Raw genomic sequence first — 13,111 nt, forward strand, 5'->3', positions numbered from 1 at the left:
TGATCCCATCCCGAACTCAGAAGTGAAACGCAATCGCGCCGATGGTAGTGTGGGGTCTCCCCATGTGAGAGTAGGTCATTTCCAGGCGCCTAATTTTCTCGAAAGAGAAGCGATAAATCCCCAGCACTCAGTGTTGGGGATTTTTTCGTTTATCACCTTTCGAAATCTCGGCTCGAGCATGGGGATTATAAAGAGTCCGAACTCAGCAAGGCTGACCTTTCCCTGAATTAGTAGCCGTCATCCCGTGCAATAGCTGCATTCCTGCCGTTAAGCGGTTACAATAGCGCTTTCTGACTATTTTTTGTGCCCATGCCGTTAAATTCTTCTCATTCCTTGCTCTCGTTAAATACGCTCGGACTGGCTCAGTCCTGTGCCGAGCTTCATCCTGTGCATTCTACCGCCGAGTTAACCGCAACTTGTTTATCGTTACTCGAGCGGGGGTTGCCATTCTTGATTCTGGGCGGCGGCAGTAATCTGGTGTTCACCGAGGACTTCGATGGTGCCGTGGTGCAGGTGTTGTCCAAAGGCATAGAAGTGACTCAGGATGCGGAGCATTATTTCCTCCGGGTGCAGGCGGGGGAGAGCTGGCATGAACTTGTGTCTTACTCGCTGCAGCAAGGCATAGCTGGCCTGGAAAATTTAGCCTTGATCCCTGGGACCGTCGGGGCGGCGCCTATCCAGAACATTGGTGCCTATGGCCTGGAGTTGTGTGACATATGCGACTGGGTCGAATACCTGGATTTCAGCGATGGGCAGATTAAGCGTCTTACTGCAGACGACTGCGAGTTCGGCTATCGAGACTCGGTATTCAAGGGACGTTTAAGAGACAAGGCCGCCATTACCTCGGTCGGCTTGCGTTTGTCTAAGGATTGGCAGCCTAGGTTAAGTTATGGCCCCCTGCAGGAATTTGATTGCGAGCGTGTCACGCCGCAACAGATATTTGAGCGTGTATGCGAGGTGAGGCGTGAGAAGCTGCCTGATCCTGCAGCGTTGGGGAATGTCGGTAGTTTTTTCAAGAATCCGATAATCAGTGCCGCGACTTACCATGCTCTGGCACAGACTCATTGCCGGATAGTGGCCTATGCCCAGGATGATGGCCGGGTAAAGCTGGCTGCCGGCTGGTTGATCGAGGCCGCAGGACTCAAGGGTTATAGACGTGGCGCGGCGGCGGTGCACGATAAACAAGCCTTGGTGCTGGTTAACTTAGGCGGCGCCAATGGGAATGATATCTGTCAGTTAGCTTTGGATGTGATAGCGCGGGTGCGAACAGAGTTCGGTTTGTTATTGGAACCTGAACCGAGAATTATGGGACGTCACGGTGAGAGGATGCTGACTCATGTCGGATAACTGGAATAGAAAGAGAGCCATCTTGAGCCTGCTGAATGCAGGTGACTTCGTCTCGGGTGAGGCATTGGCCGATGCCCTGGGGATCTCCCGGGCGGCGATTAGCAAGCACATAGATACGCTGGAGACCTATGGCGTCGAGATCTATAGCGTCAAGGGCAAGGGGTATAAGTTGGCCACCCCTGTGTTTCTGATCGATGAGCCTCGACTACTGCAAGCCATAGACAATCGCTGTTTCTATTTCGATGAAACCAGCAGTACCAATGCCTTCCTCCTGAGTCATGCCAAGGAATTGAAGAGTGGTGATATTTGTATCGCCGAATATCAGTCGGCCGGACGTGGTCGCCGTGGCCGAACTTGGGTATCACCCTATGGCAATCACCTCTATTGCTCGCTGTTTTGGGGCTTTTCCCAGGGGATGGCACAGGCCATGGGCCTGAGCCTGGTAGTGGCCTGTTCCTTGGTGAAGGTGCTGCAAGAGCTTGGGGTACCGGATCTGGGGGTCAAATGGCCCAACGATATCTACCTGGACCATAAGAAGCTGGCCGGGGTATTGATAGAAATGAGCGGCCAGGCCGACAGCGAATGCCAGCTGATCATCGGCATAGGCCTGAATATGGCGATGTCGGATAATCAGGCGCAAGCCATAGAGCAACCCTGGAACGACCTGTCCCACTTAGCGTCAATGCCGGATAAGACTGAGCTGGCTATCAAATTACAGCAACAGCTGAAACGTGACTTGCAGTTGTTTGAGCGCGAAGGCTTGCCGGCCTTCATGCCTCGCTGGCAGGCGGTCGATCTGTTCGACGGCCAGCCGGTGAGGTTATTGATGGGAAGCAATGAGATCCAAGGTATTTGCCGCGGTGTCGATGAGCAGGGGTCATTATTGCTGGAAACCGATGCCGGACTGCAAGCTTATGTCGGCGGGGAAATTAGCCTAAGGCCAAATTGAAGCCCATGCGCCTATTTGCGCAATAGCACCTGATCCATCAAATGGTCCTGGCCTTTTTGCAGGATCAGGTGGGCCCGCTCTCGCGTGGGTTGGATGTTCAACTGCAAGTTAGGCCCATTGATAGTATCCCAGATATTGGCGGCTATCTGCTTGGCTTCCTCGTCCGTCAGGGTCGCATAATGGTGGAAATATGAGGACTTATCACTGAACGTCCCTTGCCTGAATTGCAGGAACCTGTCGATATACCACTGCTTCAACAGAGGCTCATCGGCATCGACATAGATGGAGAAATCGACAAAGTCAGACACGAAGGGGCTGCGGATATCGACGGGGGTATCCAGTCCGGTTTGCAATACATTCAAGCCTTCGAGAATGAGGATGTCGGGCTGACAGACCAGCTGTTGCTCTTCGAGTCTGTCATAGGTCACATGGGAGTAGAGCGGTGCCGCTACCCGAGACTTTCCCGCTTTCACCGCCGAGATAAATTCCACCAGTAACTTCATATCGTAACTTTCGGGAAACCCTTTGCGCTGCAGCAAGCCTTTCCGCTTGAGATCCGCCAGAGGGTACAGAAACCCATCTGTGGTGACCAGGTCAACCTTGGGATGCTCCGGCCAATGACTCAGCAGCGCTTGGAGGATACGGGCCGTGGTGCTCTTGCCGACGGCAACACTGCCGGCGATGCTGATGATATAGGGGCTGTTTGAGGGCTTCTGACCCAGAAATTCATCCAACACCAAGCCGCGCTGCTGCTTGGTACCGACGATCAGGTTCAACAATCTGCTAAGCGGCAGGTAAATATCCGTGACTTCTGCCAGCGAGATTTTTTCGTTGATCCCCCTGAGGTTCGCCAGATCGGCTTCACTCAAAGTCAAAGGCACCGCTTCCCTCAACTGTGCCCATTCCTGGCGTTGAAAAGCTAAATAGAGGGCTTTCTGGATTGAGTTATAAGATGTCATTGGCTTTCCTCACCTTGGGGAAGGCACAGTACACTATGAAATTATCGTGAACAATAGTAAATACAGTTTAGGCAGTTGCTTAACGCCGTCGATTGCGTTTTGGCGCGAGGTTTGGCTCTGGCTCAGGGTCTTTGAGGATAAAAAATCACCGTTTGAGACTTTTTTTAGCTAATTTATAGTTTTTAGCTTGCACTCATGGTCACATTTACCTAATATCCCGTTCCGAAATGATGCGCCGGCATAGCTCAGTTGGTAGAGCAACTGACTTGTAATCAGTAGGTCCCGAGTTCGACTCTTGGTGCCGGCACCATTTTTCTGGAGGGGTTCCCGAGTGGCCAAAGGGATCAGACTGTAAATCTGACGGCTCAGCCTTCGAAGGTTCGAATCCTTCTCCCTCCACCATTTTTTCTAGGTAGTTAGGTAGCCTTAGTTAGGTTGCGCGGGCATCGTATAATGGTATTACTCCAGCCTTCCAAGCTGATAACGCGGGTTCGATTCCCGCTGCCCGCTCCAAATTTGTTGCTGATATGGCTCAGTTGGTAGAGCACACCCTTGGTAAGGGTGAGGTCGGCAGTTCGAATCTGCCTATCAGCACCAGCCTTTCTTAAAAGCACCTACGCCTAATTTAATCGGTTCGATGACATTTTATGCATCGGATTTTTTCTATATGCAGGTTTTCATCACCAAGACTCTTGGATTGAGGCACTACCATGGCAAAAGCTAAATTTGAACGTAACAAACCCCACGTAAACGTGGGCACCATCGGTCACGTTGACCATGGTAAAACCACTCTGACTGCGGCTATCTCTGCAGTTCTGGCTAAGACTTATGGTGGCGAAGTGAAAAACTTTGCTCAAATCGATAACGCTCCAGAAGAGCGTGAGCGCGGTATTACCATCAATACCTCTCACATCGAATACGATACACCTTCACGTCACTACGCCCACGTAGACTGCCCAGGCCATGCTGACTATGTTAAAAACATGATCACCGGTGCTGCCCAGATGGACGGCGCAATCCTGGTTGTTGCTTCTACAGACGGCCCAATGCCACAGACTCGTGAGCACATCCTGCTTTCTCGTCAGGTTGGTGTACCTTTCATCATCGTGTTCATGAACAAGTGTGACATGGTTGATGACGAAGAGCTGCTGGAACTGGTTGAAATGGAAGTTCGTGAACTTCTGTCTGAGTACGACTTCCCAGGTGATGACTTACCAGTCATCCAAGGTTCTGCTCTGAAAGCGCTGGAAGGCGAGCCAGAGTGGGAAGCTAAGATCCTTGAACTGGCAGAAGCCCTGGATACTTATATCCCTGAGCCAGAGCGTGACATCGATAAGCCATTCCTGCTGCCAATCGAAGACGTATTCTCAATTTCAGGCCGTGGTACAGTAGTGACCGGTCGTGTTGAGCGCGGTATCGTTAAAGTAGGTGACGAAGTTGAAATCGTTGGTATCCGTGATACCAGCAAGACAACTTGTACCGGCGTAGAAATGTTCCGTAAGCTGCTTGACGAAGGTCGTGCCGGTGAGAACTGTGGTGTTCTGTTGCGTGGTACTAAGCGTGATGACGTAGAACGTGGTCAAGTACTGGCCAAGCCTGGTTCAATCAACCCACACACCACTTTTGAATCAGAAGTTTACGTTCTGTCAAAAGAAGAAGGTGGCCGTCACACGCCATTCTTCAAAGGCTACCGTCCACAGTTCTACTTCCGTACAACTGACGTAACAGGTACTATCGAACTGCCAGAAGGCGTAGAGATGGTAATGCCAGGCGACAACATCAAGATGGTTGTTACCCTGATCTGCCCAATCGCGATGGACGAAGGTTTACGCTTCGCCATCCGTGAAGGTGGCCGTACAGTTGGTGCTGGTGTAGTAGCAAACATCGTAGCTTAATCGTCAGATTGAGTGATTGAAAAAGGAAGCTTCGGCTTCCTTTTTTGTTTGAGGCGGATTTTTATCGTGGATCTCGGCCCGAATCCACCGGTGTTCTTGCTTACAAAGCTGAATCAGAATACAATCTATGGCCGATTTTTGACCCTGGGCTTATGCGTTTCGAGGGTGAGTTCGGAAATGCAGGTTTGGAGAAATAGTCTTTCCGGTATCTTATACTGGAATGGCACCAAGCTCTAAGCTCAGGTCGTATTGAGTAACGGAATCAACCGATGACAACAAATACTGAAAACCAGGGTAGTTCTCTGGATATGGTGAAGTGGGGCATAGCGATCATACTGCTGGCCGCTGCTGTTATTGGCAATCAACTTTATAGCGAAGCTAGCGTTTTGGTACGTGCTATTGGCGTTATTGTTGCATTCGCTATCGCTGGATTTATTGCTCTGCAGACTGAAAAGGGTAAGAAGGCGTTGGCTTTCGCCCGTGAGTCACACATTGAAGTGCGTAAAGTTGTATGGCCAACACGCCAAGAAGCGCTTAACACCACTTTTATTGTCCTTGCCGCAACCGGTATTCTGGCCCTGATCCTTTGGGGTATGGATGCTGTGTTAGTGCGAATTGTCAATTTTATTACTGGCGTATAGGCACCTCGAATGACTGAAGCTAAAGAAGCGAAAAAAAGATGGTATGTGGTTCAAGCATTCTCAGGCTATGAAGGCCGGGTATGTAAGTCCCTGATCGAACATATCAAGATGCACGGTATGGAAGAGCACTTCGGTGAGATCCTGGTTCCGACCGAAGAAGTCGTTGAAATGCGTGCCGGTCAACGTCGCAAGAGTGAGCGCAAATTCTTTCCTGGCTATGTGCTAGTCCAGATGGAAATGAATGACGACAGCTGGCACTTGGTAAAGAGCATCCCTCGCGTGATGGGCTTTATCGGTGGCACCTCGGATCGTCCAGCGCCGATTTCAGACAAAGAAGCCGATGCTATTTTGCGTCGTCTGCAAGAGACTGTCGAGTCACCGACTCACAGAACCATGTTCGAGCCGGGCGAAGTGGTACGTGTGTGTGATGGTCCGTTCGCCGACTTCAACGGTACCGTTGAAGAAGTGGATTATGACAAGAGCCGCGTGAAGGTGTCTGTGATGATCTTCGGTCGCTCCACACCGGTTGAGCTGGACTTTAGTCAGGTCGAAAAGGGCTGATTAAATAAACTACAAAATCCGTTTGGCAACGGGTGTGGATTTTTATATAATCCGCACCCGTTGTTTTCGGGGGAGCATATCGACATGTCGTTGATACGCGTTTGAACCCAAACTGAGGAAATGTCAGATGGCAAAGAAGATTGATGCTTATATTAAGCTGCAAGTAAAATCCGGTTCTGCGAACCCTTCACCACCAGTTGGTCCAGCTCTGGGTCAGAAAGGTGTGAACATCATGGAATTCTGTAAAGCGTTTAACGCCCGTACAGAAAAAATGGAAAAAGGCATGCCTATTCCAGTCGTGATCACTGTATACAGTGACCGTTCATTCACTTTCGAAACCAAGACGCCACCGGCTTCTTACTTACTGAAGACTGCTGCAGGCCTGAAATCAGGTTCAGCTCGTCCTAACACTCAGAAAGTAGGCACTATCGCTCGTAGCAAGGTTCAGGAAATTGCTGAACTGAAAGCGACCGATATGACTGGTGCTGACATTGAAGCGATGACTCGCTCAATCGAAGGTACTGCGCGTTCAATGGGTTTGGTTGTAGAGGATTAATATAATGGCAAAGCTAACTAAACGCATGCGCGTAATTCGCGAAAAAGTTGACGGTACTAAGAGCTATGACATCAACGAAGCCGTTGCTTTGTTGAAAGAGCTGGCTACTGCCAAGTTCGTTGAAAGTGTTGACGTCGCGGTAAACCTGGGCATCGACCCACGTAAATCAGACCAAAACGTTCGTGGCGCAACTGTATTGCCACACGGTACAGGTCGTGACGTACGCGTTGCCGTCTTTACCCAAGGTGCCAACGCCGAAGCTGCTAAAGCTGCAGGCGCTGAACTGGTAGGTATGGAAGATCTGGCTGAGCAAGTTAAAGCCGGTGAAATGAACTTCGACGTAGTTATCGCATCTCCAGATGCAATGCGCGTTGTTGGTATGTTAGGTCAAATCTTGGGCCCACGTGGTTTAATGCCTAACCCTAAGACTGGTACTGTGACGCCAAACGTTGCCGAAGCAGTCAAGAATGCCAAGGCTGGTCAAGTTCGTTACCGCAACGACAAGAACGGTATTATCCACACTACTATCGGTAAAGTGGATTTCACACCAGTTCAGCTGAAAGAAAACCTGGAAGCGTTGGTGTCAGCACTGAAAAAGGCCAAGCCTGCAGTTGCTAAAGGCATTTACGTTAAGAAAGTCAGCATCTCTACCACTATGGGTGCAGGTGTTGCTATCGACCAGGCTACTCTGGATGCAGCTAACTAATTTTACAAGGCACGCGTATTAGTCTATAATGCGCGCACTTTGTGGGTTGAAGCCTGCTTTTAGAGCGCAATAGTGCGATAGAAGACAGGCTTCCGTCCAAGACCGCAGGTGTTTTCCTAACGGTTTACTTAATTTCCTGCGTAGACGGTGTCAGGCCCCAGCTAAATTTTTTTACTGGATAATCTGCACCGTAAGTCACTAAATACATAAGTATTTAGTATGGTAAATACTAGGGAATACCCTAGGTAGAATCCAGGAGTAAAGCCAATGGCATTAAGACTCGAAGACAAAAAAGCGATTGTTGCTGAAGTCAACGAAGCTGCCAAAGGTGCGCTATCTGCAGTTGCCGCTGATTCACGCGGTGTGACTGTAGGTGCTATGACCGGTCTGCGTAAGAAAGCGCGCGAGAATGGTGTTTATGTACGTGTAGTACGTAACACACTGGCTCGTCGTGCTGTTGAAGGTACAGCTTTTGAGTGCCTAGCAGAAACGTTCACTGGCCCAACTTTGATTGCTTTCTCTCAAGAGCACCCAGGTGCTGCAGCACGTCTGTTAAAAGACTTTGCTAAAGAGCAAGCCGCGTTCGAAGTTAAAGGCGCAGCCTTTGAAGGGAATTTCATCCCTGCAGCTGAAATTGATCGTTTGGCGAAACTGCCAACATACGAAGAAGCACTGGCACAGTTGATGATGACTATGAAAGAAGCATCTGCTGGCAAGTTCGTTCGTACACTGGCCGCCCTGCGCGATCAAAAACAAGAAGCCGCTTAATTTCAAGCTGGCTGCTTAATAAAATTGAATTCAGAACAATAGGAAACATTTGTTATGTCTATCACTAAAGACCAAATCTTAGAAGCCTTTGCAGCTATGTCTGTAATGGAAGTTGTTGAACTGATCGAAGCAATGGAAGAGAAGTTCGGCGTTTCTGCCGCTGCTGCTGTTGTTTCTGGTGGTGGCGAAGGCGCTGCTGCTGCTGAAGAGAAAACAGAGTTCGACGTAGTTATGACTTCTCACGGCGACAACAAAGTTGCTGTAATTAAAGCCGTTCGCGGTTTAACAGGTTTAGGCCTGAAAGAAGCTAAAGCTATGGCAGAAGCTGCTCCAGTAGCAGTTAAAGAAGGCGTTTCTAAAGATGAAGCCGAATCTGCTGCTAAAGAACTGACTGAAGCTGGTGCTACAGTAGAAATCAAGTAAGCTATATTTTAGCTTGCTCACTCAAGTAATTGGGTGAAGGCTGGCGGTTTTTTAACCGTCGGCCTTTTTTGCGCTATATGCGCAGGCGATTTTTTTTCACCGTTTATCGCCAGATTTTGCAGTCCCTAGCAGAGATTACTGGTTAGGTTCTTGCCATCAACGGTGATGGGCAAACGTGCTGAGTTAACATTCAATGTTGGTTCAGTCTTGGTCACATCTCGTAAGCAGAGGAAACCCATGGTTTACTCCTATTCTGAAAAGAAGCGTATTCGCAAAGACTTTGGTAAGCGTCCAAAGGTATTGGACATTCCTTATCTATTGTCTATTCAGTTAGACTCTTTTAAGAAGTTCACCGATCAAGATCCTACCGGTGAGCGTGGCCTAGAGGCCGCTTTCCGTAGCGTTTTTCCCATCAAGAGCTTTTCTGGTTACTCTGAGCTGCAATATGTCAGCTACAAACTAGGCGAGCCAGTATTTGATGTGAAAGAGTGCCAAATTCGTGGTGTTACTTATTCGGCACCATTGCGCGTAAAATTACGCATGGTGCTCTTTGACCGTGAAGCTGCAGCTGGCACAGTTAAAGACATTAAAGAACAAGAAGTCTATATGGGGGATATCCCTCTGATGACTGACAACGGTACCTTCGTTATCAATGGTACCGAGCGTGTTATCGTGTCCCAGTTACACCGTTCTCCCGGTGTATTCTTCGATCACGACCGTGGTAAGACCCACTCTTCAGGTAAGGTGCTGTATAACGCACGTATCATTCCTTACCGTGGTTCATGGTTGGATTTCGAATTCGACCCGAAAGATGCCTTATTCGTACGTATCGACCGTCGCCGTAAGTTGCCTGCGACCATCATATTGCGTGCCTTAGAGTATTCGACTCAAGAAATTCTGGATCTGTTCTTCGAACGCGTTGAATTCAAGATCAAGAAAGACACCCTGGTGATGGCGCTGACGCCCGATCGTCTGCGTGGCGAAACCGCCAGCTATGACATCAAGGATGCCGAAGGTACTCTGCTGGTCGAAGCCGGTCGTCGTATCACTGCACGTCATATCCGTCAGCTGGAAAAAACCAACACCACTGAACTGGAAGTCCCGGTTGAGTACATCGTTGGTAAATATGCGGCTCAGGATTATATAGATCCGGATACCGGCGAAGTCCTGGTTTCTGCCAACAGTGAAATCAGCCTGGAAGACCTGGCTAAACTGTCACTGGCCGGCATTAAGGACATCGGCACTCTATACATCAACGAGCTGGATCACGGTGCCTATATCTCTGACACCCTGCGCATAGATTCAACCACCAACCGCTTGGAAGCGCTGGTTGAAATTTATCGCATGATGCGTCCTGGCGAGCCACCAACCAAAGATGCGGCCGAAGCCCTGTTCCAGAACTTGTTCTTCAGCGAAGAGCGTTATGACCTGTCTAAAGTGGGTCGTATGAAGTTCAATCGTCGTCTGAGCATAGATGATGAAGTCGGCACAGGCGTGTTGTCTAAAGAAGACATAGTTGCGGTAATGAAGAACATCATTCATATCCGTAATGGTTTCGACGAAGTCGATGACATAGATCACTTGGGCAACCGTCGTATTCGTAGCGTCGGTGAAATGGCCGAGAACCAATTCCGCGTCGGTCTGGTGCGTGTTGAACGCGCCGTGCGTGAGCGTCTGTCTTTGGGCGATCTGAACGAGCTGATGCCACAAGACCTGATCAACGCCAAGCCAATTTCTGCCGCGGTGAAAGAGTTCTTCGGTTCTTCTCAGCTGTCACAGTTTATGGATCAGAACAACCCGCTGTCGGAAGTGACCCACAAGCGTCGTATTTCTGCGCTTGGCCCAGGTGGTTTGACCCGTGAGCGCGCCGGCTTCGAAGTCCGCGACGTACACCCAACTCACTATGGTCGTCTGTGTCCAATCGAGACTCCTGAAGGTCCAAACATTGGTCTGATCAACTCGCTGGCAAGCTTTGCCCGCACCAACTCATACGGCTTCCTGGAAACCCCTTACCGCAAGGTAGTGGATGGCGTCATCACCGACGAGGTTGAATATCTGTCGGCGATCGAAGAAGGTCGTTATGTGATCGCCCAGGCAAACATCGAAGTCGATGCCAATGGCCGCATGGTTGAAGAACAGATCGCCTGTCGTCATAAGGGTGAATCTACCTTTATGCGCGCCGCCGACATTCAATACATGGACGTTTCGCCACAACAGATCATTTCTGTTGCTGCGTCGCTGATCCCCTTCCTCGAGCACGACGATGCTAACCGCGCCTTGATGGGTGCGAACATGCAACGTCAGGCCGTACCGACATTGCGCTCAGAGAAGCCGCTGGTAGGTACAGGTATTGAGCGTACTCTGGCTGTGGATTCCGGTGTGGTTGTGGCTGCCAAACGTGGTGGTTTTGTCGATTATGTCGATGCCAGCCGTATCGTGGTTAAAGTCAATGAAGATGAGCTGCGTCCAGGCGAAGCCGGTATCGACATTTACAACCTGACCAAGTACACACGTTCGAACCAGAACACCTGTATCAACCAACGTCCTTGCTGTTCCGTTGGTGATCCTGTGGTACGCGGTGACGTGTTGGCCGACGGTCCTTCAACCGACTTGGGTGACTTGGCCCTTGGGCAGAACATGCGTATCGCGTTCATGCCTTGGAACGGTTACAACTTCGAAGATTCGATCTTGATTTCCGAGCGTGTCGCTCAGGAAGACAGATTTACTACTATCCACATTCAGGAGCTGTCTTGTATCGCTCGTGATACCAAGTTGGGTAGCGAAGAAATCACCGCCGACATTCCCAACGTAGGTGAGTCTGCGCTGTCGAAACTCGACGAGTCAGGTATCGTTTACATAGGTGCCGAAGTCAAAGGCGGCGACATTCTGGTCGGTAAGGTAACACCTAAGGGTGAAACTCAGCTGACACCGGAAGAGAAGTTGTTGCGAGCCATCTTCGGTGAAAAAGCGTCTGACGTTAAAGACAGCTCACTGCGGGTACCTAACTCTGTTAAAGGTACCATCATCGACGTCCAGGTATTTACCCGTGACGGCGTTGAGAAAGACAAGCGTGCCGTTGAAATCGAAGAGATGCACATAGCCCAGGCTCGTAAAGACTTGGGCGAAGAGTTCAAGATCCTTGAAGAAGGTGTCTTGGGACGTGCCCGTAACCTGCTGCTGAGCGCCGGCTACAGTGAAGCACAAATTGCTGATCTGCCACGTAAAGACGTACTGGTTCAGGTTATCGATGACGAAACCAAGCAGACTGAACTCGAGCAGTTGGCCGAACAGCACGAAGAGCTGAAAGCCGACTTCGACAAGAAGTTTGAGATCAAACGCCGCAAGATCACTCAGGGTGATGACTTGGCGCCGGGCGTACTCAAGATCGTCAAGGTTTACCTGGCGGTTAAGCGTACCATCCAACCTGGTGACAAGATGGCGGGTCGTCACGGTAACAAGGGTGTTATCTCCAAGATTTGCCCAATCGAAGACATGCCATACGACGAGCAGGGTAACCCAGTGGATATCGTATTGAACCCACTCGGCGTACCATCACGTATGAACATAGGTCAGGTTCTCGAAGTCCATATGGGCGCAGCGGCTAAAGGCATAGGTAACAAGATTACCGCCATGCTGGAAGAGCAACGCGAACTGGCCGAACTGCGTGGTTACATCAAGCAAGTGTATGAACTGGGTGACGAAGTGCAGCAGCGCGTCGACATAGATTCATTCACCGATGATGAAGTGATGCGTCTTGCGACTAACCTGAAAGGCGGTATCCCGATTGCAACCCCGGCCTTCGATGGTGCCAAAGAGAAAGAGATCAAGCAGATGCTTGAACTTGCAGGCTTGCCAGTTTCTGGCCAGTTGAAGCTGTTTGATGGTCGTACCGGTAACGAATTTGAGCGTCAGGTAACTGTTGGTTACATGTACATGCTCAAACTGAACCACTTGGTTGATGACAAGATGCACGCCCGTTCTACCGGTTCGTACAGCTTGGTTACTCAGCAGCCTCTGGGCGGTAAAGCTCAGTTCGGTGGTCAGCGTTTCGGTGAGATGGAAGTGTGGGCACTGGAAGCTTATGGTGCCGCTTATACGCTTCAAGAAATGCTCACTGTGAAGTCGGATGACGTTAACGGTCGTACTCAGATGTATAAGAACATCGTCGACGGTAACCATCAGATGCAACCAGGCATGCCAGAGTCCTTCAACGTATTGCTGAAGGAGATCCGTTCACTCGGTATTAATATCGAGTTGGATCAAGAATAAGCTTAGCCTTATGGCAATGTGTGGTTAACGAATTGGT

General features: G+C 49.9%; 11 protein-coding genes, 4 tRNA genes and 1 rRNA gene. 15 read left to right on the forward strand and 1 reads right to left on the reverse strand.

Annotated features, from left to right (window positions below; genetic code table 11):
- The 3 genes from rrf to birA all read left to right on the forward strand — a co-directional run.
- A 5S ribosomal RNA gene (gene rrf / locus HC757_RS18105) occupies positions 1 to 87 on the forward strand; the annotation flags it as partial.
- A 222-nt stretch (positions 88 to 309) separates the two neighbouring features.
- On the forward strand, positions 310 to 1,347 hold the full coding sequence (gene murB, locus HC757_RS18110; RefSeq protein WP_169565856.1) for a UDP-N-acetylmuramate dehydrogenase: 1,038 nt from the start codon (positions 310 to 312) through the stop codon (positions 1,345 to 1,347).
- Positions 1,337 to 2,296, forward strand: coding sequence for a bifunctional biotin--[acetyl-CoA-carboxylase] ligase/biotin operon repressor BirA (gene birA / locus HC757_RS18115; protein ID WP_169565857.1), 960 nt, complete (start codon positions 1,337 to 1,339; stop codon positions 2,294 to 2,296). Before murB ends, birA begins: the two co-directional genes overlap by 11 nt.
- An 11-nt stretch (positions 2,297 to 2,307) precedes the next feature.
- Here the strand turns inward: birA and coaA are convergent, their stop codons facing one another.
- On the reverse strand, positions 2,308 to 3,255 hold the full coding sequence (gene coaA, locus HC757_RS18120; protein ID WP_169565858.1) for a type I pantothenate kinase: 948 nt from the start codon (positions 3,253 to 3,255) through the stop codon (positions 2,308 to 2,310).
- A gap of 234 nt (positions 3,256 to 3,489) precedes the next feature.
- Here coaA and HC757_RS18125 point away from each other — a divergent pair.
- The 12 genes from HC757_RS18125 to rpoB all read left to right on the forward strand — a co-directional run bounded on the left by HC757_RS18125 (position 3,490) and on the right by rpoB (position 13,074).
- A tRNA-Thr gene (locus tag HC757_RS18125) sits at positions 3,490 to 3,565 on the forward strand.
- 7 nt (positions 3,566 to 3,572) lie between these two features.
- Positions 3,573 to 3,657 (forward strand) — tRNA-Tyr (locus HC757_RS18130).
- Positions 3,658 to 3,694: 37 nt separating this feature from the next.
- A tRNA-Gly gene (locus HC757_RS18135) sits at positions 3,695 to 3,768 on the forward strand.
- A gap of 8 nt (positions 3,769 to 3,776) precedes the next feature.
- Positions 3,777 to 3,852: transfer RNA gene (locus tag HC757_RS18140), tRNA-Thr, on the forward strand.
- A 113-nt stretch (positions 3,853 to 3,965) separates the two neighbouring features.
- Entirely contained in the window at positions 3,966 to 5,150 is a 1,185-nt protein-coding gene (gene tuf, locus HC757_RS18145) for an elongation factor Tu (RefSeq protein ID WP_169565859.1), read from the forward strand.
- A 269-nt stretch (positions 5,151 to 5,419) separates the two neighbouring features.
- Positions 5,420 to 5,791 (forward strand): preprotein translocase subunit SecE, encoded by a 372-nt coding sequence (gene secE / locus HC757_RS18150; protein WP_169565860.1) that lies wholly within the window; start codon positions 5,420 to 5,422, stop codon positions 5,789 to 5,791.
- A gap of 9 nt (positions 5,792 to 5,800) precedes the next feature.
- Positions 5,801 to 6,352, forward strand: a complete 552-nt coding sequence (nusG, locus tag HC757_RS18155; protein ID WP_169565861.1) for a transcription termination/antitermination protein NusG — start codon at positions 5,801 to 5,803, stop codon at positions 6,350 to 6,352.
- Between the two features lie 127 nt (positions 6,353 to 6,479).
- Entirely contained in the window at positions 6,480 to 6,908 is a 429-nt protein-coding gene (gene rplK / locus HC757_RS18160; protein WP_169565862.1) for a 50S ribosomal protein L11, read from the forward strand.
- 4 nt (positions 6,909 to 6,912) lie between these two features.
- Entirely contained in the window at positions 6,913 to 7,614 is a 702-nt protein-coding gene (gene rplA, locus HC757_RS18165) for a 50S ribosomal protein L1 (protein ID WP_169565863.1), read from the forward strand.
- A 267-nt stretch (positions 7,615 to 7,881) separates the two neighbouring features.
- Positions 7,882 to 8,382 (forward strand): 50S ribosomal protein L10, encoded by a 501-nt coding sequence (rplJ, locus tag HC757_RS18170; RefSeq protein WP_169565864.1) that lies wholly within the window; start codon positions 7,882 to 7,884, stop codon positions 8,380 to 8,382.
- A gap of 54 nt (positions 8,383 to 8,436) precedes the next feature.
- Positions 8,437 to 8,805 carry a 50S ribosomal protein L7/L12 gene (gene rplL / locus HC757_RS18175; protein WP_169565865.1) on the forward strand — a complete coding sequence of 123 codons (369 nt, stop codon included), beginning with the start codon at positions 8,437 to 8,439 and terminating at the stop codon, positions 8,803 to 8,805.
- Positions 8,806 to 9,042: 237 nt separating this feature from the next.
- On the forward strand, positions 9,043 to 13,074 hold the full coding sequence (gene rpoB / locus HC757_RS18180) for a DNA-directed RNA polymerase subunit beta (protein ID WP_169565866.1): 4,032 nt from the start codon (positions 9,043 to 9,045) through the stop codon (positions 13,072 to 13,074).
- The last annotated feature ends 37 nt before the right edge of the window (positions 13,075 to 13,111 follow it).

The organism is Shewanella salipaludis, assembly GCF_012911865.1.
In the GTDB taxonomy this organism is placed as follows: Bacteria; Pseudomonadota; Gammaproteobacteria; order Enterobacterales; family Shewanellaceae; genus Shewanella; species Shewanella salipaludis.

Bases quoted from the DNA above. Each gene is read 5' to 3' on its own strand.
- rplL (WP_169565865.1), top strand. From the start codon at position 8,437: ATGTCTATCACTAAAGACCAAATCTTAGAAGCCTTTGCAGCTATGTCT.
- coaA (WP_169565858.1), bottom strand. From the start codon at position 3,255: ATGACATCTTATAACTCAATCCAGAAAGCCCTCTATTTAGCTTTTCAA.
- rplA (WP_169565863.1), top strand. From the start codon at position 6,913: ATGGCAAAGCTAACTAAACGCATGCGCGTAATTCGCGAAAAAGTTGAC.
- rplK (WP_169565862.1), top strand. From the start codon at position 6,480: ATGGCAAAGAAGATTGATGCTTATATTAAGCTGCAAGTAAAATCCGGT.
- rpoB (WP_169565866.1), top strand. From the start codon at position 9,043: ATGGTTTACTCCTATTCTGAAAAGAAGCGTATTCGCAAAGACTTTGGT.
- birA (WP_169565857.1), top strand. From the start codon at position 1,337: ATGTCGGATAACTGGAATAGAAAGAGAGCCATCTTGAGCCTGCTGAAT.
- nusG (WP_169565861.1), top strand. From the start codon at position 5,801: ATGACTGAAGCTAAAGAAGCGAAAAAAAGATGGTATGTGGTTCAAGCA.
- tuf (WP_169565859.1), top strand. From the start codon at position 3,966: ATGGCAAAAGCTAAATTTGAACGTAACAAACCCCACGTAAACGTGGGC.
- murB (WP_169565856.1), top strand. From the start codon at position 310: ATGCCGTTAAATTCTTCTCATTCCTTGCTCTCGTTAAATACGCTCGGA.
- rplJ (WP_169565864.1), top strand. From the start codon at position 7,882: ATGGCATTAAGACTCGAAGACAAAAAAGCGATTGTTGCTGAAGTCAAC.
- secE (WP_169565860.1), top strand. From the start codon at position 5,420: ATGACAACAAATACTGAAAACCAGGGTAGTTCTCTGGATATGGTGAAG.